This window comes from Pseudoalteromonas sp. 2CM28B (assembly GCF_023161935.1).
Genome location: NZ_JALNTH010000013.1, coordinates 97616 through 122039, shown reverse-complemented (window position 1 = coordinate 122039; position 24424 = coordinate 97616). Strand labels below are relative to the sequence as shown.

The following is a 24424-nucleotide window of genomic DNA, read 5'->3' as shown; positions in this document are numbered from 1 at the left end:
TTTACGGCTATAACTTTGTTTTAAAGTACTCTAATATAAGCAAAATATGATACCTGTTTAAGATACCTTTATGCACCCACACATAGCAGCCCTTTATAATAGTGCCCAAAAACCAAGCCGTTTAATTATAGGTTTAATGAGTGGTACCTCGTTAGATGGGCTCGATGTAGCACTGTGTAAGGTAACGGGCGCAGGTATAAATACGCAAATTGAAGTGCTTAACTTTACCACCGTTGACTATAACAACGAGTATAAAAGCAAAATAAAGCAGGTATTTGCCAAACGAGAGTGTGACTTAGAACTAGTAACCTTACTGCACCCGTGGGTGGGTAAACTCCATGGCGAGATGGTTACTCAGTGCTTACATACTTGGCAGGTAAATCCAGCAAGTATTGATGTAATTGCCAGTCATGGGCAAACAATTTACCACAGCCCACAGTCGCAGCATAATCATAAGAGCTTTACTAATGGCACATTACAAATTGGCGACAGCGACCAAATAGCCGTTACTACCGGTATTACAACGATTGGCGACTTTAGGCAAAAACACATAGCCGCAGGAGGGGAAGGTGCACCGCTTGCGTTATATGGCGATTACTTATTTTTTGCAAACCCCAATGAGAACCGCATTTTATTAAACATGGGTGGTATTGCTAATTTAACGTTTTTACCTAAAAGTGGTGATGCAAATAGCGTATTTAGTAGCGACATAGGCCCAGGTAACACTATTATGGATGCGTACGTACAGCAGCATTTTAAAGGCATGCACTTTGATGATGGCGCTAAAATAGCTAAAGCTGGCAAGGTTAATTCACTCTTATTAAATGCATTGTGTAGCAACACTTTTTTTGAGCTTGCGCTGCCTAAAACAACAGGGCCTGAAGTATTTAATTTAGCGTATTTGCATGGAGCTCAGCTGCAAACAAATACACAGCACTTAAGCCATGAAGATGTTATGGCAACTTTAAATATGTTTAGCGCGAGGGTAATTGCAAACGCGTTAAATGAATGTGGGCAAAGTGCTAAAGAGTGTGTGGTGTACGCAAGTGGTGGCGGTATTCATAACCCATTATTAATGGCGCACCTTAATGCGCTGTGCCCGACTATTAAAGCGTTTAAAAATACTGATGATTTAGGCATAAACCCCGATGCCAAAGAGGCCGTACTATTTGCCATTTTAGCCAACGAATGCCTAGCAGGTGAGCAGCAGCACCTAAATAATACTGCGCAGGGTATTGCAGGGGTCACTATGGGTAAAGTGAGTTTTGCTGATTAAGTTTTTATAAATTTGTATACCAACACATTAAAAAAACGAAAATAAACTTGAGCTCATATTCCGAAAGTATTTTTTAACGCCGTGTGGCTTAGTTTGGCTTTTAAGGGCTTGCTGATTTTTATAACCAGCCTCAAACGCATTTACTTGCATATCAAACTGTAAACTATTTTTTAAAGTGGCATTTAAGCCATGCAGCATCAATTGCATTACTAAGCAGTGGCTTTGGGTAATTTTACTTAATGTTAAATATACATAACCACGCTCTAAATCGGCGTTAGTGAGTACTTTTTCAGTAAAGTATTGTGCATCACGGGCACTGGGATACGTTGCGCTCAGCGAAATAATATCGTTTTCGTGGGCGTCGTCAGGCAATACGCATTGCAGCGTTATTTCATGCATAGCACTGGCTTGCAAGGTTAACTGCTCGTATTCCATTGTGTGGCCCATAGCCGCAGAGAGAGGATCTTCAAACGATTGTAACGCAAATGTGAGTTGCGTCATTGGTGTGCTCATTTACTTCAACTTCTAGATTATAAAAAATACAGTTCGAGTTTAAATTATCACCTATTTTGATTGCAGTTTTATGACAAATTGCACTTAATCGTATAATCGCTGTATTTTGATCAAAAAAGATCGCTATATGTTCTTTCTCATTCGGTTTTGGAATGGTTTGTCACACATCTGGAATAAAGAGCCTTACGTGGCAAGACTTGTAGCGATGGTGTTGTTGTTCCTTATTTGGGCTTTCTCATAAGGTTTGGAATTTGGTTGTTGGGATTAAACTAATTGAAACACTAAATAAAGATCCTAAATTAATATTCCATACTTTATTTTTCTTGATTTAATACGGTATAGGTTGCGGTTTATTGTTGTAGCCCGTATTAGAAGAGTGCCCTCACAAGCTAAGCTATCCTATGTTAAAAATGTAGTAAGGCGTTTATGAGCGATAACCGCTCATTGAGATTGGCTAAATATCGCCGTTAATTGATTGGTTAAACTGCGCTTTGCGCATATATTCATGGAAATGAGCGCTGCGCGCAAATTGGATTATTTAAGTTTACCTAAAAACTTTAGAAAACTTAGTGATAGTAATACCTTAGGTAATTTGTTAAAACTATATAAAGTAGATAAATGAGCGCTAAGTCGGCAGAAATATGCGCGATGAGCGCACTATTAAATTGTTATAAGCCATGGGAAGATATGGAGTTTTTAATTAAGCCTCACAATGGAATTGGACCTGTCAAACTTGGAATGAATAGAGAGCAAGTAAGAGAATTACTTGCGGGCTTTTTCAGTCTGTCAGATGAGGCGAGTGATTTTTATTTTGATAGCTGTCTTCAAATTGAGTTTGAAAACGACTTAGTTAACTTTATCGGGGTTTCTCAAAACGAAAATTACCAACTTATGTTCGGTGATATTGACGTGTTTGATATTGATGGAAGTACTTTGTTTAAAGTAATTTCTGCTAATGAATCGGAGAGTCATTCATTTAATGAGTCAGAGTATATTTTCCCTGACCAAATAGTTACTCTTTGGGAAATGGGTGAGCAATACGATTATATCGGCAATCATAAACGTAAAGTTTGGGCTCAGCTCGGTATTGGTACTAAATCCTACCTTAAAGTGGTAAGTGGCTTATAACAAGCAATTAAACAGGGATTAAAAACAGCGGGCTCTTCGCTTCGCTCAATTTTAGCCCACTATTTTTAACCCGTTAATCGAGCGTTAGCAATTTAATTTAGCATGTGGAAATTTTTTTAACCCCTTTTGGTGTGTTCGGACGTTATTAAAAAATAATAATAAAATTTCAGGAAGAATATGAATAATAAAATACTAAAATCCCTCGCCATTGGCTCATTAGTTTTATGTAATTCAGTTGCTGCGGCAGATTGTCGTGATGTGTCAGAAATTATTGCTAAGCAGCTTGAAGATAACTACGTAATTCAAAATACGGCAACAAAGCTATCTAAGTTAATGCGCTCCAAGCTATTTCTCTCTGATTGCAGTCGCCTAGAATCAGCTGAAGATATAGCTGATTTTATGACTTTAGAATTAAACAAAATTGCTAATGATAAACACCTCTCTGTCGTTTATGACCCACAATGGGTAAATGAACTGAAAACATACCGTTCATCAGCACAAACTAAAGCGTTTTCGGATAGTCGAGCCATGGAAACTCCGACAGATAACTATGGTTTTAAAAAAGTTGAAATGCTTGATGGAAACATTGGTTACCTCGACATAAGAATGTTCTCTGACAGTCATTTAGGTGGAGAGACGCTTGAAAATGGGATGAAATTTTTACAGTATGCAGATGGTATCATTATTGATTTAAGGAACAATTTTGGTGGTAGCCCATTTATGGTAACTTCCTTAGCAAGTTACTTTTTTGACTTAGATACCGTCCACTTATCAACCTTTGAACAACGTGAAAACGGTGTGTTAACTCAAACGCAAGATTGGACGTCTCCATATGTTCCGGGTCCTAGGTTTAAAGATACTCCGCTTTATATTCTCACCAGCAGAAATTCTGCATCCGCTGCAGAAGGCTTTAGCTATGCTATGCAAAGTTTGACTAGAGCAACCATTGTTGGAGAGGTAACTGCTGGTGCCGCTCATGGTAGAAGTGCAGAAATAGTCAATAACGATTATATTCTCACTTTACCATCTACACGACCTGTTGACCCTCGAACAAAAGATAATTGGGAAAGAAAAGGTGTAAAACCAAATATAGAAACCAACAGCGACAATGCACTTAATGTAGCTTATGCTGAGGTGCTTAATTCCTTAATCAAAAATAATAGTAGCAACCTTAGTTTGCATCAATGGGTCTATCCATTGGTTAAAGCAAAATCCAGCCAGTACCAGCCAAGTCAGAGTGATTTCAATCAAATTATAGGTACGTATGGTAAGCGCAAAATTTTTCAAGAAAATGGCAAACTTTTTTATCAATATTTAGATGATCCAGCTTTTGAAATAGAGCTACTTGATAAAGAAACTATTATTTTTAAAGCGTTTACTGAAGCACGGTTGCAAGCAATATATAAAGATAAAGAAGCCGTAGCATTGAAAATGCTCTCTTTTGGCGAGGATGCACGAGAGTTTCAGAGAACGATGTAAAAATTGCTAACAAGTTGCTTAAATGGACGAAAAACAGCTGGCTTTTGCTCGTTCCTCGCTAATTTTAGCCAGCTATTTTATTGCCGCTTAGCAAAGCGTTATATGCTTTTGAGGAATTCATTCTAACTATCGCTGAACAAAACAAAGAAGTGTATGTGAAGTCTTACTGTCAGAATTGGTTAAGGCTGCTCTCTCTACAAAAGTTCAGCGAAGCCCAGAAACTATTGGATTGCCCAAACAGCTACGGAGAAACTTGGACAGAAGCCAAATTGAAGTTTGCTGTACAGGAATATTACGACAACACATCGCCAGTAACATTCCATAATGAAGACCTTTCCAGATGTTTTCCCGAATATTTGGAAACCGAATCTGGACACCTAATTTTTGGTTTTTATCTTCCGTCTAATAGTGAGATTACGGATCTAACAGTGGAGTTTGAGTTTATCCCGCAAGGTAACGGATTTTATGCAGCAACTATCAACAACGTCCATGTGTTGTAAAAGGCACGCATATAACAACTCAATAAATACACTCACTGCGTTCGCTGGGACGCATACACGTGGGGCGGCTTCGCCATTATGCCCCACATGTCTGCGCCCCTTATTTAAAAGTTAGCTGCTTTGAAGTCAATCATTAGTAAGGTGTCATAGTGAGAATTTTAGTAACAGGCTCTGCCGGTAGAGTCGGGCGTGCAATCTATATTAAATTAATGCGCACCCATGACGTGGTCGGCATTGATAAAACGCCTTGCTCAACAGCCGATTACATTGGTGATATTCTTGATAGTGATCTGATTGATCGGGCTCTTAAAAATGTTGATGTCATCATTCATACAGCGGCTCTTCACGCTCCACATGTTGGTTTAGTACCTGATTCAGAGTTTCAGTCTATCAACGTAGACGCGACCGAGAAACTCGCTCTGGCTGGATTAAAAGCAGGTATTAAGCACTTTATTTTTACCAGCACTACTGCATTGTACGGCTATGCTTCAACACCTAAAGGTATTGCAGGTTGGATAAATGAAGACATCACACCTCAACCCAAGTCGATTTATCATAAAAGTAAAATTGCGGCTGAAGCTAAGCTAGAAGAAATTTCAAAGTTGTTTCAGCTTCCAGTTACTGTGCTGCAAATGTCGAGATGTTTTCCTGAACCTGCGGATTTAATGGCAGTATTTCGCCTTACTCGTGGCATAGATGCTCGTGATGTAGCAAACGCTCATTTATGTTCTGTGGAAAAACGCTTAAGTGGTTTTAATCGTTTTATAATCTCAGGCGCTACACCTTTTCAACTTTCTGATTGTGAAGCTCTATATACTGATGCAGCATCTGTCATCGAGCGTCAATGTCCTGACATCGCGCTAGCATTTAAACAAAGAAATTGGCAACTACCTCAAAGCTTAGATCGCGTATATGACTCATCATCTGCCTGTGACAAATTAGGGTGGTCACCTATACATGGTTTTAAAAGCGTTTTGGAAATGCTAGATACTGAAATACCTGAAGTATTGCCAATTTTGAAACGCAGCTAACAAAGCAATTAAGAGTGATTCGGCATGGGCAGCGTTTTTACTATGCATTGCTTTTAACATTAGGCAAAGCGAGTTCGCCCTCAGTACACTCTTTTTTAAAAGTTTCATACTTTGTGCCTAAACTCGTTTGCAAGTTTAGTTTTTCGATAGCTGCCTGTATTAGCCCTTGTCCATCTTTTGTTCACTAAATGCTGGTGTTCATTTTTATTGAACGATATTAATTAGTGAACAGGTAAACTTAAATCCCTCACTGTAATTAGTGGAATAAGTACCAACCTGATAAGTAACCTTTAGGAGTTTATAACAGCTCTATTAAAATAAGCCCCTGTATTAAACGTAACGTTTAATACAGGTTTGGGCTAACCTACTAAACACCAAATGTATTAAAACGAATACTGCAGCCTTAATGAGATTGCATTGCCCGATGTGATAGTACCGCCTGCATCAAAGTAGTCGGCTTTAATGTAGTCGGCCATAAACTTTATGTTTTTGTTTACGGTGTAGTTAACGCCGAGGGCGTAGGTTTTTGCGTCTTGGTTTTCTTGCTTGAGCTTAAGTAGGCTGTAGCGGCCTGTAAGTTCCCAGCCTGGCTCTGAGCTTGCGCCTAGTTTTGCGTTTTTATACTTGCGGTATCCGCCTGATAGCTGATAACCAAATTGTAAATAGCCGCCTTCGTAATCGTTAGTTGTATTTTCAATACTGGTTACTTGTGCTTGTTGCCACTCGGCCATCATGGTAAATCTGTCTTTTAGCCATAGTAGCTCTACGCCTTGTTGCGAAAGGCTATCGGCATTAATTTTATCGCCTTCTATTAATGAGTCGGCGGTATAAACCTCAAGAGGTTCATTCACTCTAAATTCGTTACCGTCGTACTGCCTCTTACTAAAGGCGACGCCTAGATATAAAAGGTTGGTGTTTTGCTGCCATGGCACCCAAGTTACGCGCCCTGTAATAGCAGACGTTGCTTCGTCTTCATCGGGCTCGTAATAACCTAGCTGCCAATTTACTGAGGCTATGTCCCCGGAAAGGCTAATACCTAAGCTGCGTCCTGGTGAAAACGCTTCGCTTATCATGCTGCGTTCGAGCATTAGCAATTTACGCGAGCTAGTTAGTTTTTCTAGGCCAAAACCTTCTTTTTGTTGGCCTATGGTTAAATCGGCATATTTCCAGCCAGAGTATTCTAGGTAGGCGTCTTTTATTTCGGTTTCGCCATCGGCAAAGCCAAGCTGAAATTTACTTTTCCAATCTTTACTTATACCTGATTTAAAACTTAGGCGTGCGCGGCGTATTTCAGAGGTACTTTCTGAGCTGCTGCTGTCGTATTGCCCCTCTAACAAAGAGGTATCAAACTTGTTGTAGTCGAGCATGATATAGCCGCTTAGGTCTATATTGTCGTTAATTTTGGCAAAGCTTGCGTTACTAACAAGGCAAAGCGCTGAAAGTGCCGCATAAGTCATCGTTTGTTTAGAGGTCATGTTAGGCTGCCTTTATTTGTTTTTCGGCTAGGTAACTTACTTTTAGTTGCGCGACGTCTCTTAAAAAGTCGATGTGTTCTATGTCTACGGCAACGACGTTTAGGCCCGTGCGCTGTTTTAAATCATCAATTAGTGTGGCTTGGTTTTGCGGGGTTATGTTTTCTATGCGCTCGTAGCAAACGCTTTGTACTTCGTAGCGTTTTACAAATACGCTTGAGTCAATCAAAAAGGCAATTAAGCAAATAATGCCATTAAGAATACTTAGCTCAATTAAGCTCATTTGCCCTACAGAGGTCAGTAAAGCAATGGCAGTAACAAGGAATAAGTAGGTCATCTCTTTAATCGAAATAGACTCAGTGCGATACCTTAGCATGGTAAATACGGCAAATAGGCCAAATGCAAATTCCATTGACATATCAACGCCGTGCAGCAAAAAGGTTATAATAAAAACGCCTACGCCAAATAAAATAAACGAGCCTGCTACCACTGCATTTTTACTTACGCGAAAATAACAGCCATAGCAAAGTACAGCCAGTGAAAGGATATTTACTAAAAAGCGGGAAAGAAAAATAAGATCTAATTTGGTCATTTTAATTATTCTCTAAAGGTAAAAGCGGGTTAGTGCGGTTAAGGTGTTTTAAGCGGGCTAAAACAGGTTTAAAGCGGTTTACTTTTAATCGCTCGGGGTAGAGCAAAGCACAGCCAATGCAGTATTTACTAAACGAGGCAGGGAATATGTGGTGTTTGCTCATAAGTTTATAAAATGGCGAGCGTTTTGTTTTTTTACTTTGTTTAAGCTCGGCAATAAAAAAGCCCGGTAAGGTTATTTTGTTATCGCCTTTTGGGGTGTTGTACCACAGGTTAAAATCAAGCGTTAAACGCTCGGCTTTTTCTTCGTTAGCTAGGGCTATGCGGTTATAGCCGCTTTGCTGGGTTACATTTAAATGTGCAAAGCTGTTTTTCATTTGCTCTTTAATAAACGCCGTGCTGTTAGCTTGCTGGTTGTTAGTTTGCGCGAGCTTTATACGTGTTTTTACTGTGCGGCTTTGGTTGTTTTTTAGTTTTACTTCTAGGTATTCGGTGGCTGTATCAACGTAGCGCCTTTGGCGTACTTTGTAGCGGTTAAGCTTACCGTTATGGTGGGCTTTATATAAATCAAGCTCGGGTGTATCAAGGTACTGATTATAATAAGAAAACAATCGCTTTCCTTGTATATCAAGTACACGGTACTGGCCTTGTATATGAGTAAGTAGCTCAGGTAAAAACGATAGTGGCAGCATAAACTTGCTGTCTACACGGTTCATTAAATTAGCGTTATTAAGATCGTTTAATCCGTAACCTTCAAACGGAATAAGTAACTCGTTAATTAAGCTTGTTAATGAGCCATGCGCATCTGGCTTTTCAGGCTGAGCCTGCTTATTTTTAGTGTTTATAGCAGTAATTGCTACTGGTGAGATTGAAGTATCCTTTTCAAAAAGTTCATCCTTAAAACGTGCTTGAATTGTCATAATTTTCTCAGATTATTAAATTGCAAAGTAATAGAGTGCAGTGCCAGCGTGCTGACACCGCATCAAGGATGGGTTGTTTATCTAGAGCAAAATCCGCTGCCATCACCCGCTGAGGGCAATGTGCCATCAAGCTGCGCGGCCATATTTGCTACGCGGTACTCCATAAACGAGGTTAAGCCGTAAAACTGCCCCGTGGTAGAGGTTAGGTTTTGCTCAAAGTAGGTTGAGCCATAAAAGCTAGTTGGGTCGTTTTGTACGTGCTCACGAATTAAATCGGCTATTTCATTTACGCGTGCGTTAAATGTGTCGCTTGAAAGTGAGCCATTAATAAGCTGTGTTAAGTAACTGTGGTACGTATCGAGGTGGCTTTGCTCGGCAAATACATTAGCAATTAATGGGCGCTCGCTTAATGCGCCGCTTACAGGCTCATCAATGTAGAGCTCTCTTACATCTACGCTATTACAATCCATGTTAAATGTGCCGAATGACTCGTTAAAATCCCACGGCAAAATGCTAAATACGCCATCGTCATCGTAAATATAATAGTTATGTGCAAGCGGGCCGTGGTAGCTATCTAAATTAGACAGTGAAGTACTAACCGACATATAACGTAAAAGTGTGTCTACTTCTATGGCGCTGGTTTCGCCTTTATCGAGCGATTCTACAAAGTTAATAAAGGCGCCGTTATCTGTGGTTTCTTCGTTGGTTTGCAGGTTTATATCGGTATAGCTTTGTATGTCGTCACCTAGCCATAATAAATCGCTGCCTGTGCCATCTGGCTTGTATAAATCGCCATTACTGTTGGTAAAGTGTTTTTCAACAAATTCGCCATCTACGGCTTCTACCATTAAATACAAACCAAATAGTTCGCCGTTTACATAAAAGTTAACGTAAGCATGCTCAGGCGTTGGCACGCCCATTTCATCCATTAGCTCGTAGGCGATTACTTCACGCATGTACGACGGGTCGTTAAACGAGTTTTGTAGTGTGAATTTTTTTAGCCCAAAAAACTTTTGCCCCGACACATATTCGTTAATATCAACCTTAAAGCTGTAACGGTCGCTGCTAGAGTTGGCAACGCTGCTTAAACTTGAGCCGCCTTTAGTGCGAATAGCCACGCTATCGAGTGTTACCCCGTTAAAGGTAATAGCGGTTTCGTGGTACTGCTCATCAAGTGGGTTATCTAGAATGTCTTGCCAGTTTTCGTCGCTAATTGTAATAGAAAGCGTATTAACCGCTGTGGGTGTAAAGGCGGTTGCAACTGTATTTTCACTACTTGGAGTAGGTGTTAAAAACGCATGAGTAAAGCCTGTACTGCTACTTAGGCCGTAACTAAAGCCTGTGGCTACATCACTTTCATCCCAGTCAATGTAGTCAATTACTTCATCGTTGAGTATTAAGCTTAGCCCGTCTTCTTTGCCTAGTTTAAAAGGGACGTAGTAAGTGCCTGGGTCTTCATCGGTGGCATAAATAGTAATGTATTCACCTGCGTATAAATCTATGTCGGGCAGGGTTACGGGGTCTATGTCGTCGCTTTCATCAATAACTTGGTAGTTGGCTAAGTTAATTGTATTTTCGCTGTTGTTGTATAGCTCAAACCAGTCGTTGCCGTCGTCTGCGGCGCTTGCCACTATTTCGTTAATAACGAGTGGCCCGTGGGTTGCTTGGCTGTTTGAGCTAAGCTCTGTTGGAGTGAGTACTGCAGTTGCATCGCTGCCATCTGGGTAGCGGCCATAGCTGTAACCATTTAGCGCTTGGCCTTTATTCCACGATAACTGCTCTATAATTACATTGTTACTGTAAAGGCTTACGGTATCGCTTGAGCCTAATTTAAACGCAACGCTTGGCAGGTCGCCTAAATCATCGGTGCTTGCGTAAATGCGGTAAAACTCACCAGGCGATAACGTAATATCAGGTAGTGCAAATTGCTCGTTATTGTCATCACTTAGTGTGTAGTCGGCTAAATAAACATCGCTACTGCTTGTTACATAAAGCTCTATCCAGTCCTCGCCGCCGCTGCTGTCTTTTGCTACTACTTCGTTTATACGAAGTGGTGCATCTTCAGCAATTAAAGTTGTAACAAGTGAAGAGGTATCGGCTGTTTGGTTAGCTGCGCCCTCTGTTGGCGTTAGTGTTTGCGCGGTGCCGGTGCCATCGGTGTATAAGCCGTAACTAAAGCCTTCAGCGGCTTCGCCTTCTTCCCAATCAAGTACGGAGATAGCAGTGCCGTCCTCATATAATGTAACCGCATCGTCACTCCCTAGTTTAAAGGTAACGTAATAACCGCTATCGGGCGGCGTGTCGGTTTCATCAATGGCTTGAATAACAATAAACTCACCTTGCGAAAGCGCTACTGCGGGTAAAGCTTGAGGCACTCTATCGGCGTTATCATCAACAAGCGAAAATACCGATAAGTCGGCAATATCTTCAGTGGCGTATAGCTCAATCCAATCGTAGGTGGTATCGCTTGGGCTTGCGACAATTTCGTTAATAACTAAGCCCGTGGAGGTGGTTGTTGATGATGAGTCAGTTTGCTCTGTGCTGCTATCGGTTGTTTGCTCAGTACCGCCACAGCCATATAAAAATGTAGTAGAGGCGATAACTGAATAAAATATAAAAGGTTTTATATTCATGTATGCACGCTTATTATTTTATTAAAGTGGGCAAACTATAAAAATAGAAGGTGCAAACAATGTGTAAACATTCAGTAATATTCAGTATAGTGAGCTTAATTACTCACTTTAAAAGTTACTTTAACCTTATGTTTAAACAATTAATTTTATTGTGCGCGTTAAGCATGCCGCTTGTAAGTAATGCCGCTACTGCGCCATTTTCGGGCGATATTACAACTGATGTACTATTAAACGATTACGATAAGTTTAATAAGCAGTACAACGCATTTACGCCAACCGAGCAAGATATAGCCTTAATGCAAAAGCTAGAAGGCAAGGCATTAGTTGTATTATTTGGCACTTGGTGTCACGACAGCCAACGCGAAGTACCAAAGCTTATTAAGTTACTTGATGCGTCTAAGGTAAAACTTGCAAGCGTTAAATATGTGGCCGTGGGTTACAACAAGCAAGACGACGCTGGAATAGCACAGGCGCACGACTTGCAATACACGCCAACGTTTATAGTAAAAGACGATGGTAAAGAGTTAGTACGCGTAATTGAAAAACCAACGGGTACATTGGCACAAGATTTAACGCAGGGTTTGTGAGTAGAGCTTGGGGATATGAGAGTTTACTGATTCAGCCTAATAGACTTATAAGTTAGCTTGTGGGCTGTTATGAATGATCTCTTAGTATTTCAATATGAGAGGTCAGGATTTTACCCCTTTGTTTTTTTAAGGAGGAAGTATGTTTTTAAAAAGTGATGTAGAAAAGCTTGAAGAAAACTTTAGGTTAGCTAAGCAGGCATTACCTGATATTGATAGTTCTAGTGGCTACCCTAATTATCCTGAAGTTATTTCTGAATTTATGAATAGTCTATGTTCCCCTCCGTGGTTAAAAATTGATTATGACCCAAAAGAAGTAAAAAATATCATTTCAAATATAGATAATGCTTCCCCTGATAATTTACGTAATGTATTGACAGATGCAAATCGTATTGAACGTTTTGGTTGTGGGCAATGGGCAGTAATTTTAGGCGGAGATTTTTTTCCTTTAGTTATAGCTCGTGCTTATGAGCTCACAAAACCCTAACAAACATAAGCGATAGAGGACAAACTGTCTCACACATCACGAGTTATCAACGCTCGCTTTAACGTTTATGTAAATTTACGACGCGCGTTAAATTCACTCATTTAAAAATTGAGCACTAAATAAACTTTTTTCGAAGGCTTGCGCAGCGTGTGAAGAGGGTCTGTCTTTATAATGCAGTTGATAAAGAGGGCGAGAGAGTTGCTCGTTATTTTTTTGGCTCAGGCGCGTTAATTTGCCTAACTGCACTAAATCTTCAGTGACTACGTTTGGCAATAAAGCGACCCCCATACCTTGAGCAACAGCCCTTGCAATGGCTTCGTTGCTGCCTAATTGCATACTTTGCTCAGCCTGTACGCCATGTTGTGCTAATAACTTTACCGACATTTCTAACGTGCCAGAGCCTGGCTCGCGTAATAGCCAAAACTGCTCGTTTAACCACGCTTTTAAGTCTTTAGTGGGCTTAAAGTTGCTCGGTATAACCACACTCATTAAATCATTTTGCCAGTGCTTACTAATAATGTGCGGCTCGGTAGGTGTGCCTTCAACCAGTGCTAAATCGATAGTGCATTCAAGTAAGGCATGCTCAATTTGCGCGGTATTAGCCACTTGTACTTCTACTTTTATATGCGGGTACTGCGCACAAAATTTGGCTAAATAAGGCGGTAGCCAATAACTGGCAATGGTGGTGCTGGTGCCTATAACTAATGTACCGCGCTTAAGCCCTGTGCGCGATTTAATATCTTCAATGGCGGCTTTTTCGATAGCAAAAATACTGCGGGCGTGATCATACAAAGCTTGGCCGCCCTCGCTTAAGGTGAGCTTTTTACCCTTAGATGCACGTTCAATAAGTTGAATATTTAACTGATGCTCTAGCTCTTTTAGCGCTTTAGAAACAGCGGGCTGGCTTATACAAAGCGCTTCGGCTGCGCCTGAAAAGCTACCCAATTTAGCCACTGTATAAAACACCCTAAGTGCATGTAAGTTCATTGTATAACCTTAAATTGCATAACTCTAAATTGTATAACTTTAAGTTATCAAATCATGATTTTAATATATTGGAGTTATATTTTGAGCTTTCTTACAATTAAGTCAACACATCAATATGGTTTAAGTGAGGGAATATTATGCTTAGCGCTATTAAAAATAGTTTTCAGCCTTTGGGTATTAATACTAAGCAATACGGCGATACGCGCTGGTGGTTAGGTATGCTGCTGGTGGTTGTGTTAGCGGGGGCATCTGTTGCATTAAGTAAGTTACCTATAATGCAAAGTGCGCAATTTAGCTCCTTAACAATTGGTATTGTGCTTGGCATTATTGTGGGTAACAGTGTGTTTTCGCGTATAGCTACGCGTACAGATGTAGGCGTTGATTACGCTAAAAGTATATTACTCAAAGCGGGCGTTATTTTATTTGGGTTTAGAATTACTTTTGCGCAAGTAGCGGATGTAGGCTGGCATGGCCTATTAACCGATGTGGTAATGCTGCTTGGTACGTTTATATTAGCAGTACAGCTAGGTAAGCGCGTTTTTAAGCTTGATGAACAAACAACCATACTAATAGGTGCGGGTAGCTCTATTTGTGGCGCCGCAGCGGTAATGGCAACTGAACCAGTTATAAAAGCACAAGCGCATAAAGTATCTGTAGCGGTGGCAACGGTTGTGGTGTTTGGCACGTTAAGTATGTTTGCCTACCCAATTATGTTTGAATATATGGGTGTGAGTGAGCATGCGTACGGTATTTTTGTTGGTTCAACCATTCATGAAGTTGCGCAAGTGGTAGCAGCAGGGACTGCGGTAAGTGCCAATGCAGCCGACACCGCCGTGATAGAAAAAATGCTCCGTGTAATGATGCTTGCGCCATTTTTAGTGGGCTTATCGTTTTGGCAAAGTAAAAAGCATGCAAACATAAACGCACAGGGCGGCGAGCAAAAATCAGGAATTACAATCCCTTGGTTTGCAGTGTTATTTATAGTGGCAAGTGGTGTGCATTCGTTATCGGTTATTCCGCAAGGTACTACAAGCGCCATTATATGGTTTGACAATATACTACTCACCATTGCCATGGTCGCACTTGGGCTGCGTACACATGTTGGCGCTATTCGCCAAGCGGGTATAAAACCACTGTTATTAGCAGGCTGTTTATTTTTGTTTTTAACCTTAGCTGGCTTTGCCATTAATATAGGCATTGCGCAGCTGTTTTAAAATATAACCTGGTGGAGGGAGATTGGCTTAAATAGGCCAATCTACTTCGTTTAAGTGATCGAGCTGCTGCGTTTTATTACTGTGCCCGTGCCATTTATTGGTATAAATACCATTTGGGTCAAACTGCGCCGTTTGCTTTTGTATATTAAAGTGGCGGCCGCCACGCGGGTCAACCCCCACACCGGCTATGTATTGCCAGTTGCCCCAGTTTGCTGCTACATCGTAATCAATCAATTGTTGCTCAAAATAGGCTGCGCCGTATCGCCAATCAAGGGCAAGCTCGTTTACTAAACAGCTTGCTGCAATTTGCCTTGCTCGGTTTGAAATGTAACCCGTAGTGTTTAGCTCTTTCATAATGGCATTTACAAGCGGGTAAGGCGTTGTGCCGTTACACCAAGCAGCAAAGCGTGTAGGTGTAAAAGTAGTAAGCGGTTTAGTTTGTTTTTGCCCTTTAAAGCTAAACAGGGTGTTACCTGCTTTAAGTGCGTGCCATTTAAAATACTCTCGCCATAGCAGTTCAAATTTAATCCAATAAGTAGACTCGTTTGCCGTATTGCATTGCTCGTAATTTTCTACTGCTTTGTAAACTTGTTTTGCACTTATACAGCCAAAGGCAAGCCAAGTACTAAATTTGGTGGTGTTGTTAAAGCCATCAAGTTCGTTGCGAGTCGTTTTATAAGTACTTGGCATTGCGCCTGCAAAGTATTGCTTTAAATGAGCTTGCGCACTGTTAAACCCGCCATGCATTGCGCCTTTATTTGTTATACGTTCTATAGGTTTTTTTGCGCATAAAGTTATTGGCTTAGGCAGCAAGCCGTTTGGCAAAGTTGTTGGTGTAATAGGGCTATTAGCGGCCTCTACCTTTTTACGAAACGGGGTAAAGTGTTTGGGTAATTCGCTTAAATCAAAGGGGAGGTCATTTTGCTTAAAGAGCGTGTCTTGCTGCGTTCCTGTAAATTGTGTATTGAGGCAATGTGCTTTGAGTAAGCTTATTTGGCGTTGCTCGTACACGCCAAATTGTTCGCTGTATACAACTTCATCAATATTTTGCTCATTAATACGCGCTTTTAAAAGCGATACGGGTTCGCCCTCAAGCACATGCAGGGTTTGCCCGCGCTCAATAAGTGTTTGTTGTAGCTCGTACAAGCTTTGCATTAAAAATTGCTGTTTGTGTATGCCGTAAGGTTTTTGTTGGTAATTATTATTTTTAAACCAGTGCGGGTTTATAACAAATACAACATCAAGCGCGCACTGCCTAGTAGCAAGGTCACTAAAAACTGGGTTATCGGTTAGGCGTAAATCGTTTTGTAGCCAATATAAAATGCGTTTGCTCATACTTATGCTCTGGTTTTTGTAATCATTAAGTTTACGAAGCAAAAGCGGGTAGGGATTAGTTTTGAGGTATTTAATGCGGTTTTGAAAAGGGCGATAAACTTACCGCCCTTTAGTGTTTAAAAGTCGTGTTTAAAAGTATTGTTTTAACTTACTGGTTTTTGTTCTGCTATCCAATCGTTTATAACGTCTTCAAGCACTGCCATAGGCAATGAGCCTTGGCCAATAACAGTGTCGTGAAAGCTGCGTATATCAAATTGAGCGCCGAGTTCTTTTTCGGCTTTTGCGCGAAGCTCTCGTATTTTTATTTCGCCCATTTTGTACGAGAGCGCTTGGCCTGGCCATGAAATGTAACGATCTATCTGATCTTCCACCGCACTTTGTGGTAAAGCGGTGTGACTGGCTAAGTAATCAATTGCTTTTTGGCGGCTCCAACCAAAGGCATGAATGCCGGTATCAACAACAAGCCTCACTGCACGCCACATTTCGTAGCCTAAACGGCCAAAATCGCTGTATGGGCTTTGATAAAAACCAGCTTCTTTACCTAAGCGCTCTGTGTATAGTGCCCAACCTTCGCCAAATGCAGAGTGGCTAAGTGTGCGTCTAAATTCGGGTACATTTAGCTCCATAGCAATGGCGTTTTGTAAATGGTGCCCGGGTATGGCTTCGTGCAGACTAAGTGCTTCTAAATTATATAAAGGCTGCAGTTTAGGTGTTGAGGCTAAAAAGTAAGTGCCTGGTGAGCGGTTATCTGGCGGTGGCATATAAAATGCACCACGACTTGCTGAGCCCTTAATAGTAAAGGTGTTACGCGGTAAGTGGCCAAAGTAAGTGGGCAATTTGCCATACATTTTTTGCGTAATGAACGCGGTTTTTTCTAGCAAGTCTTGCGCGTCTTTTGCGTAAAATTGCTCATCGGTTGCTAAAAATTCTAAAAACTCACTATAGGTGCCATCAAAGCCTACTTCATCAATAATATTTTGCATTTGCGCCTTAATACGCGCGACTTCTTTAAGGCCTAACTCATGTATTTGTTTAGGTGTGGCGTTTGTTGTGGTGTAGTAATTAACCGTGTACTTGTAGTAATCAAGCCCGCCTTTAACGCCTGCTATGCCCGGCTGCGCTCTACAGTGTGGCATATAGTCATTTTCAAAAAAGTCGTAAAAATGCTGATACGCAGGAATTACTTTATCTTTAATTATGGCTTGGGCTTTTTGTTTTAAGTTTGATTTTTGCGCTTTACTAAAGGTATTAGGTATACGCGTAAAGGGCTCGTAAAGGGCGCTGTTTTCGGGGTTTTTAACTATGTGCGCGCTAATGCTTTGGCTGTAATTTTCAAAGGTTTTACAGTAATGGGTAAATCCTGTTTTTATCCCTTCTTTCATTAAATCAATATTTTGCTGATTAAAGCGCGGGTAGTCGGCAAGGCTGATTAAAAATGCGTTGTAATCATCAGCTGTTAAAAAAGCCATATTAGCGGGTGCTTCTGCAAAGTAGGTATGCCAGCCACTCAAAAAGTTTACCGGAAAATACTTATCTTGATAAAGGTAGCTTTGCTGCTCGGTTTCTCGCTCATATTTAAATAAGCGGTAGTTCATTAGCTGATCCTTGTTGAGCGTTTTTGGATCAATGTTGGCTAAGCTTTTTAGTACGCTGTTGTTATAAGCTTGGCGCTTTGCAATGGCTTGCTCGCTCCAATTTGGTAATGTGCCGTTTGGTTTCCAACCGTCTGGATCGGTCCGAAAAAATATTTTTTCAGCTTTGGCATTTTGCCAGTGGTTATCAATAATGGTTTTTAAATCGCTGTTACTGTCGGCAAGGCTTGGTAGCGAGGCGGCTGCTAAGCAAATAGCTAAAATACGTTTTTTAAACATAGTGATCCGTTATTGGCGAGTTAGTCGCGCTTTTTTATTTTAATTTGTGCTCAATATAGTACCAAGTTAACTTAATCAATGCGCTTACTTTTATAACTTGTACCTCTAGGCTTTACTTTTTGATTGAACAAATTTCACTGCGTAACTGAGTGGCGCACTAGTTTATTGTTTTATCAGCGTTTAGAATGATTAAAACTTATTATAAAAAATGACCGTCATGTTTAATAAAGTAATCGCCTTAATTGATGAAGCAAACAACCAAGACCCAAACAGTGAGCAATTTAATGGGGAGAGTGTTCCTAAAGAGTATTTATACTCACAGCGTATGAGCGATATGCTAACTCGCTTTAAGCCTGATGCCGATGAACTCATGCAAATTGCAGTGCGTGGGCAGCATATACAACGTTGGAAGTCGCCGCGTAGCGACTTTGCAATGAACAAGCAAGGCTATCATCAGTGGCGCAGTGCGCTTTATATATTTCATGCCAGTAGCGTTGTTGCGCTTATGCAGCAAGCTGGGTACAGCGATGCTGAGCAAAACAGAGTGTACGATGCAGTTGCTAAAAAAAATATTAAACGTAACCCAGACAGCCAATTAGTAGAAGATGTAGCAAGCCTGGTATTTATTGAGCATTACATGCTCGGGTTTGCTAATAGTAAGCCTGATTACGATGAGCAAAAATGGATAGGGATTATTCGCCGTACATGGCAAAAAATGTCAGACGACGCGCATGAGTTTGTACTTGCAGGTAATATTACATTACCTGCGCCGCTTGTTGGGCTTATTCATAAAGCACTTGAGTAAAGTAGTGTAAGTTAAGTATTAAAATAAAAGGATTTTAGAATGTTATGCCCACGCACAAATACCTCTCTTGAGCCGTTATTAATTGGCGGGATTACTGTTTTTACGTCAGCGCAAGGCGGCGTATTTTTTGATAACAGCCAAATTTTTAAGTTTAGCTCGCCAGAGTTAAAGCATGGTCAGGTATTACTTAAGTATTTGAGTAATTACATTGAAGGTGAGGGCGATGTATCATCGCGAGTAAATTGCCCAAAGTGCTTAGGGTCTGTTGAACTTTGCGGATTGAAATTTGTTCAAACTAGGGGCTATTTAATCACGGCGCGAGGTTTGTAACCTAGTGGACTAAGTAAAAGCCAAGCAACAAAGAGTAAATAGTCCCTAGGAAGAACCCTTTGGGTAGCGCCTGTTTGGCATTAATGCTACGTTATCGCCTATTTATGGGGAATAACCACACTACATAGGCTCTGCCTTGCCTAAATACCAAACAGGCTGCTGCAAATTTAACCTTGAAAGATCAACAGACCCTAGATATAGTGATGATGCGCCGGTTTTTTTCACCGCTCAAAGTGGTTGAGATAGACGAGTGCCCAGGTTGCGCTGGCATATGGCTTGATAGCGGCGAACTTGCAAAAATACACGAAAACCATTTAACACCCAAAGAGCGAAAGCTGTTAGCGCATGAAATGGCCACCAATCATGGGTTTATATCTATTAAGCCGCCAAAATCTAAGTATTACCCCAAAGCGCCTAAAAATAGCCAAGACACCACCGTTGAACGGCTGGTGCAATTGGCATTACTTAATCTTTAATACCAAGCCTCAAAATAAATCACTCAATTAAACTAATTGGTATAAAGCATAAAAAACGGCGTACTAAAAAGTACGCCGTTTTTCTGTAGTAAATTAACTCTAACGAATTTATTTATTACGGTTTTCTTTGGCAAAGGCACGTATTTTACGTTTTTGCGAAAGCGTTACTTTGTTAGTACGCCCTGCAAATGGGTTATCACCTTCTCTAAATTCAATTTTGATTGGGGTGCCCATAATTTTAAGTGCTTTACGGTAGTAGTTCATCAGGTAGCGTTTGTAGCTATCTGGTAAATCGTGAACTTGGTTACCGTGAATTACAATACGTGGCGGGTTATAACCACCGGCATGCGCATATTTAAGCTTAACACGACGACCACGAACAAGTGGCGGCTGATGATCGGCCTGTGCCATGTCCATAATACGGCGTAGCATTGCGGTGCTAATACGTTTAGTTGCTGACTCGTACGCTTCATCAACCGATTCAAATAAATGACCAACACCTGTACCGTGAAGTGCAGATATAAAGTGTAAGCGTGCAAAGTCAATAAAGCCTAAACGGCGATCAAGCTCTGTTTTAATACGATCTTTGACGTAATCATCAAGCCCATCCCATTTGTTCACGGCAATAACCAATGAACGACCTGAGTTAAGCGCAAAACCTAATAAGCTTAAGTCTTGATCAGAAATACCATCGCGAGCATCAACAACCAGTAATACAACGTTTGCATCTTCAATGGCTTGAAGCGTTTTAATTACTGAAAACTTTTCAACCACGTCGCTTACTTTTTTACGCTTACGAACACCTGCGGTATCTATTAAAATATATTCTTTGTCGTTACGAGTCATCGGAATATAAATAGAGTCGCGAGTGGTGCCCGGCATATCGTATACAATTACACGTTCTTCACCGAGTATACGGTTTGTAAGTGTAGACTTACCTACGTTAGGGCGACCAATAATAGCCAGTTTTACTGGTTTATCGGCAAACGCTTGATGGTCTGTATCGTCGCCTTCAGCTTCTTGATAAAGGTCGATTAACTCTTCATCGTCATCAGCAACGTCTTCATCTAGTGCTGCAAGCTCTGCAATTACAGGCTGTAAAGTGTGCTCTAAAAGCTGAGTAATACCACGCCCATGTGCTGCTGCAATATGGTGAATATTACCTAATGATAATTGATAAAATTCTGCACAGTTTGAGTCGGCGTCAATGCCATCTGTTTTGTTGGCAACCACAAAGCTTTTTTTCTCTTGCTTGCGCAAGTGATTAGCAATGGCTTGGTCAGCAACGGTCATGCCTACGCGGGCATCAACCAAAAACAACACAATATCGGCTTCTTCAATGGCAAGTAACGACTGGTCGGCCATTTCGGTTTCGATGCCTTCTTCAGAGCCATCAATACCACCCGTGTCTACCACGATAAATTCATAGCCATCGTAATTAGCTTGGCCATATTTTCTATCTCGTGTTAAACCTGGAAAATCGGCTACGAGTGCATCACGAGTACGTGTTAAACGGTTAAATAATGTGGATTTGCCCACATTGGGTCGCCCAACTAGAGCGATCACGGGAAGCATAAACTACCTCTTTAAAAAACAACAAAAGGCTTCGCAGTGCGAAGCCTTACAAAAAACCTTTAAGTGTTAGCTAGTTAGTTAGGGGTGTTTACCACACTAACTTCACCATCACGGGTGTATAAAATTAGCTTGTCGTCGGCTACAACCGGCTCAACAAAAAAGCCTGAGCTGTCAAATTCTTCACGAGATACTAACTCGCCAGTGTCTTTGTTTAGCCAATGTAGGTTACCTTCTTGGTCACCTAAAGCTAAGTGGCTACCTGCAACTGCAGGGCCTGTTAGGTACCAACCTCGTAGAGCGGGTTGGCTCCAACGTTCAATACCTGAATTTTTATCTAATGCGTAAATTACGCCTTCGCTATCTACTAGGTAAATAGTTTGTGCATCCATCGCTATTTCGCGGTAGCTGCTGTATTCACGTTTCCATACAACATTGCCTGAACGAATATCTACTGCTGCTAGGTTACCGTTGTATGCAATAGCATAAGCGTAAGGGCCGCTAATAATTGGTTGTGTGTCTACATCAACCAAACGCTCAAATTCTGATGCGCCTTTAGCAACGGCAATTTCTGCACTCCATGCTGAATAACCGCTCTCTGAAATGAGTACACTTAATTTACCTGTTTCTAAGCCTACTAACACACCACCGTTTGCAACTGTTGGCGAGCTTTGGCCACGCAATGTAAGCGGTGGTACTTCTTGTTCAAAGTTCCAGCGTTCTTCGCCTGTATCTGGGTGCAGCGCTAATAGTTTACCCGAGCCTAAATTAACAAAAATTAGACCATCGCCCGCAGCTGGTTTTGATAACGCTTCGCCTGGCACATTTTTACGCCATACTTCTTCACCCGTTTCGCGGTCAAGGGCAATAATAAATCCGTGCTCAGAGCCTACGTAAATTTTACCATAAGCTTGTAATATACCGCCTGATAATTTTGCTGTGCCGTTATCTGACCATGGCCAAAACGATAAATCTTCACGTACGTCGGTTTCCCATAACGTGTCGCCATTAGTAAGCGAAAGCGCTTCAATTTGGCCTTCGCGGCTAGCTACATAAATAGTGTCTTTGTATACAGCAGGCGATAAGCGAGAAAAATAATGTTCTACACCACTGCCAACCGACTCTTGCCACACTACGTCTGTTTCAAATTGATTAACAATTTCAGGAAGTACTAACTCGTCTTCGTCATCACTTGATGAACAACCCATTAGCGTTGCCATGCACAGTGCGAGAGTTGCTGTTGTTATTTTTTTCATACCTAAAACCTTATGCCGCTGGGCTAGTTACTGCTAGGTCGTCTAATTTAATTTGTAATAAAGGGTTTGTTGTTAAACCGCCTGCATCGGCAGCTGCTTGATACGCAGTGCGAGCTTGGTCTTTATTACCTTGTGCAATGTAAATATCGCCTTTTAGCTCAGCTACATTGGCGTTATATGCCTCTGGTAGGGGTGAGTTTAATGTACTTAGGGCTTCGTCAAATTTACTTTGCGCAAGTTGAATACGTGCTAAACGCGTAATGGCAATGGCTTTAAGCTCTTCGCTTTGGGCGTTTGTAACAATCCAGCTAAGTTTTTCGCTAGCAAGGTCTAATTTTTTTGCATCAACAGCGTCTTTTGCCGCAACAAAAGCGGCTAAAGTTGCATAGCTTGTGTCTTGGTTGTTTTTAATGAATGTATCGGCTGCGCCAAGTACATCGTCACTTTGTACAAGTGTTGTATATTCGTCAGACGCTTGCTCAGCAGTTGTAATTTGGTTTTGGTTGTATGCTTTCCAACCGTATAAGCCGCCTAAACCTACAATTACACCTAGCGCAAGTGAAATACCGTTTTCGCGAAAAAAGCGCTTAATGGCTTCTGCTTGTTGTTCTTCTGTTGAATAAATGTCCATTATTACCTCTTAAGTTAGCTTAGCTATTGATAAGCTCAGCTAATAGCGCTTTAGCTTGTTCTAATTCTAGTGTGACTTGCTCTTTACGCTCACGTAAATACTTTATGGTCACAACGCCTTTTTCTAATTCATCTTCGCCAATAATAACAGCCACTAGTGCATCGCTTTTATCAGCTCGTTTTAGTTGTTTTTTAAAGTTACCGCCGCCGGCATGCACCATAACGCGTAAACCGGGTACGTCGCTACGCAGTTGCGCTGCAATGGCAGGGGCTTGTACGCTGGCTTTGTCGCCCATTGCCGCTAAATATACATCAGCATTGCGGCGAATGTCACCTACGCACTCAAGTGCTTGGAGTAACAGTACTAAGCGCTCTAGACCCATAGCAAAACCAACTGCGGGCGTTGCTTTGCCGCCAAGTTGCTCAACTAAGCCATCGTAGCGTCCGCCAGCACACACTGTACCTTGTGCACCTAGGCTATCTGTTACCCATTCAAATACTGTGCGGTTGTAGTAGTCTAAACCACGTACTAACTTTTCATTAACCGTGTATATGACGCCAGCTGCGTCTAAACGTTCACATAAATTTGCAAAATGTTCTTTTGATTCAGCATCTAAATGCTCAGACAATTTAGGCGCATCCACTAAGATTGCTTGCACGTCTGGGTTTTTGCTATCAAGTACACGTAATGGGTTTGAGTACATACGGCGCTTTGAATCTTCATCAAGCACGTCGGTATGTTGTTCAAGGTAGGCAACGAGTGCATCGCGGTAATCAGCACGCGCTTCGTTAGAGCCTAACGAGTTAAGCTCTAAACGCACGTGTTCGTTAATGCCAAATGCTTTCCATAATTGCGCGGTAAGTAAAATAACTTCTGCGTCTATGTCGGCTGTGGCAATACCAAATGTTTCTAAACCAAATTGGTGAAACTGACGGTAGCGGCCTTTTTGAGGGCGCTCATGACGAAACATCGGGCCCATGTACCACAGGCGCTGCTCTTGGTTATAAAGCAAGCCATTTTGGTTACCTGCACGTACACACACTGCGGTGCCTTCTGGGCGAAGGGTTAGCATGTCGCCGTTACGATCGGCAAAGGTGTACATTTCTTTTTCTACTATATCGGTTACTTCACCAATAGAGCGTTTAAATAAGTCGGTTGATTCTACAATAGGAAAACGAATTTCTTGATAACCGAACGATGCTACTGTCTCGCGTAAAATGTTTTCTACTTTCTGCCAAACTTGCGTGTCGCCCGGCAGACAATCGTTCATACCGCGAACTGCCTGAATTTGTTTTGCCACTGATAAATCCTAATTACTGTTTATGTGTAATAA

22 protein-coding genes and 1 pseudogene are annotated in these 24424 nt (G+C 41.3%); 11 read left to right on the top strand and 12 right to left on the bottom strand.

Annotation, left to right across the window (positions count from 1 at the left end; genetic code table 11):
* The first annotated feature begins 70 nt into the window (after positions 1-70).
* Entirely contained in the window at positions 71-1276 is a 1206-nt protein-coding gene (locus MTN96_RS17920; RefSeq protein ID WP_248532421.1) for an anhydro-N-acetylmuramic acid kinase, read from the top strand.
* A gap of 27 nt (positions 1277-1303) precedes the next feature.
* Here MTN96_RS17920 and MTN96_RS17915 read toward each other — a convergent pair whose 3' ends face one another.
* Entirely contained in the window at positions 1304-1789 is a 486-nt protein-coding gene (locus MTN96_RS17915) for a hypothetical protein (RefSeq protein ID WP_024032946.1), read from the bottom strand.
* A 618-nt stretch (positions 1790-2407) separates the two neighbouring features.
* On the opposite strand from MTN96_RS17915, the gene MTN96_RS17910 reads away from it, so the two are divergent.
* The 4 genes from MTN96_RS17910 to MTN96_RS17895 all read left to right on the top strand — a co-directional run bounded on the left by MTN96_RS17910 (position 2408) and on the right by MTN96_RS17895 (position 5927).
* Entirely contained in the window at positions 2408-2917 is a 510-nt protein-coding gene (locus tag MTN96_RS17910) for a hypothetical protein (RefSeq protein WP_248532420.1), read from the top strand.
* Positions 2918-3094: 177 nt separating this feature from the next.
* Positions 3095-4396: a S41 family peptidase gene (locus MTN96_RS17905; protein ID WP_248532419.1), complete on the top strand. Its 1302-nt coding sequence runs from the start codon at positions 3095-3097 to the stop codon at positions 4394-4396.
* Between the two features lie 80 nt (positions 4397-4476).
* Positions 4477-4896 (top strand): hypothetical protein, encoded by a 420-nt coding sequence (locus MTN96_RS17900; RefSeq protein WP_248532418.1) that lies wholly within the window; start codon positions 4477-4479, stop codon positions 4894-4896.
* 149 nt (positions 4897-5045) lie between these two features.
* Positions 5046-5927: an NAD(P)-dependent oxidoreductase gene (locus MTN96_RS17895; RefSeq protein WP_248532417.1), complete on the top strand. Its 882-nt coding sequence runs from the start codon at positions 5046-5048 to the stop codon at positions 5925-5927.
* Positions 5928-6310: 383 nt separating this feature from the next.
* On the opposite strand, the gene MTN96_RS17890 is transcribed toward MTN96_RS17895, so the two are convergent.
* From MTN96_RS17890 to MTN96_RS17875, 4 genes are all read right to left on the bottom strand, one after another.
* Positions 6311-7402, bottom strand: coding sequence for an OprO/OprP family phosphate-selective porin (locus MTN96_RS17890; RefSeq protein ID WP_248532416.1), 1092 nt, complete (start codon positions 7400-7402; stop codon positions 6311-6313).
* A 1-nt stretch (position 7403) separates the two neighbouring features.
* Complete coding sequence (locus MTN96_RS17885) at positions 7404-7991, bottom strand: DUF4956 domain-containing protein (protein WP_248532415.1); 588 nt, start codon at positions 7989-7991, stop codon at positions 7404-7406.
* A gap of 1 nt (position 7992) precedes the next feature.
* On the bottom strand, positions 7993-8910 hold the full coding sequence (locus tag MTN96_RS17880; protein WP_248532414.1) for a polyphosphate polymerase domain-containing protein: 918 nt from the start codon (positions 8908-8910) through the stop codon (positions 7993-7995).
* A 77-nt stretch (positions 8911-8987) separates the two neighbouring features.
* On the bottom strand, positions 8988-11543 hold the full coding sequence (locus tag MTN96_RS17875) for a CotH kinase family protein (RefSeq protein ID WP_248532413.1): 2556 nt from the start codon (positions 11541-11543) through the stop codon (positions 8988-8990).
* 128 nt (positions 11544-11671) lie between these two features.
* Between MTN96_RS17875 and MTN96_RS17870 the strand changes: the two genes are divergently transcribed.
* Both MTN96_RS17870 and MTN96_RS17865 read left to right on the top strand, forming a co-directional pair.
* Entirely contained in the window at positions 11672-12130 is a 459-nt protein-coding gene (locus MTN96_RS17870) for a thioredoxin family protein (RefSeq protein WP_308200660.1), read from the top strand.
* A 139-nt stretch (positions 12131-12269) separates the two neighbouring features.
* Positions 12270-12614, top strand: a complete 345-nt coding sequence (locus MTN96_RS17865) for a hypothetical protein (RefSeq protein ID WP_126009495.1) — start codon at positions 12270-12272, stop codon at positions 12612-12614.
* Positions 12615-12707: 93 nt separating this feature from the next.
* On the opposite strand, the gene MTN96_RS17860 is transcribed toward MTN96_RS17865, so the two are convergent.
* Positions 12708-13601 (bottom strand): LysR family transcriptional regulator, encoded by an 894-nt coding sequence (locus MTN96_RS17860; protein ID WP_248532411.1) that lies wholly within the window; start codon positions 13599-13601, stop codon positions 12708-12710.
* A gap of 137 nt (positions 13602-13738) precedes the next feature.
* Here MTN96_RS17860 and MTN96_RS17855 point away from each other — a divergent pair, with 137 nt between their 5' ends.
* Entirely contained in the window at positions 13739-14815 is a 1077-nt protein-coding gene (locus tag MTN96_RS17855) for a YeiH family protein (protein ID WP_248532410.1), read from the top strand.
* Positions 14816-14842: 27 nt separating this feature from the next.
* Here MTN96_RS17855 and MTN96_RS17850 read toward each other — a convergent pair whose 3' ends face one another.
* Both MTN96_RS17850 and MTN96_RS17845 read right to left on the bottom strand, forming a co-directional pair.
* A complete protein-coding gene (locus MTN96_RS17850; RefSeq protein ID WP_248532409.1) occupies positions 14843-16150 on the bottom strand; it encodes a DASH family cryptochrome in 1308 nt (435 codons plus the stop codon).
* 143 nt (positions 16151-16293) lie between these two features.
* The gene (locus MTN96_RS17845; protein WP_248532408.1) at positions 16294-18021 is read right to left on the bottom strand and encodes a DUF885 family protein; all 1728 of its coding nucleotides are present in this window, start codon (positions 18019-18021) and stop codon (positions 16294-16296) included.
* 217 nt (positions 18022-18238) lie between these two features.
* Here MTN96_RS17845 and MTN96_RS17840 point away from each other — a divergent pair, with 217 nt between their 5' ends.
* From MTN96_RS17840 to MTN96_RS17830, 3 genes and pseudogenes are all read left to right on the top strand, one after another.
* Entirely contained in the window at positions 18239-18826 is a 588-nt protein-coding gene (locus MTN96_RS17840) for a DUF4202 domain-containing protein (protein WP_248532407.1), read from the top strand.
* Positions 18827-18865: 39 nt separating this feature from the next.
* Entirely contained in the window at positions 18866-19156 is a 291-nt protein-coding gene (locus tag MTN96_RS17835) for a hypothetical protein (RefSeq protein WP_374275495.1), read from the top strand.
* A gap of 197 nt (positions 19157-19353) precedes the next feature.
* Positions 19354-19632 (top strand): annotated as a pseudogene (locus MTN96_RS17830) (zf-TFIIB domain-containing protein); the annotation flags it as partial.
* Between the two features lie 108 nt (positions 19633-19740).
* Here MTN96_RS17830 and der read toward each other — a convergent pair.
* From der to hisS, 4 genes are all read right to left on the bottom strand, one after another.
* The gene (der, locus tag MTN96_RS17825) at positions 19741-21207 is read right to left on the bottom strand and encodes a ribosome biogenesis GTPase Der (RefSeq protein WP_004586988.1); all 1467 of its coding nucleotides are present in this window, start codon (positions 21205-21207) and stop codon (positions 19741-19743) included.
* A gap of 74 nt (positions 21208-21281) precedes the next feature.
* A complete protein-coding gene (bamB, locus tag MTN96_RS17820; RefSeq protein WP_004586989.1) occupies positions 21282-22460 on the bottom strand; it encodes an outer membrane protein assembly factor BamB in 1179 nt (392 codons plus the stop codon).
* Between the two features lie 10 nt (positions 22461-22470).
* A complete protein-coding gene (locus MTN96_RS17815) occupies positions 22471-23091 on the bottom strand; it encodes a tetratricopeptide repeat protein (protein WP_004586990.1) in 621 nt (206 codons plus the stop codon).
* 19 nt (positions 23092-23110) lie between these two features.
* Complete coding sequence (gene hisS, locus MTN96_RS17810) at positions 23111-24391, bottom strand: histidine--tRNA ligase (RefSeq protein ID WP_004586991.1); 1281 nt, start codon at positions 24389-24391, stop codon at positions 23111-23113.
* Positions 24392-24424: the final 33 nt, after the last annotated feature.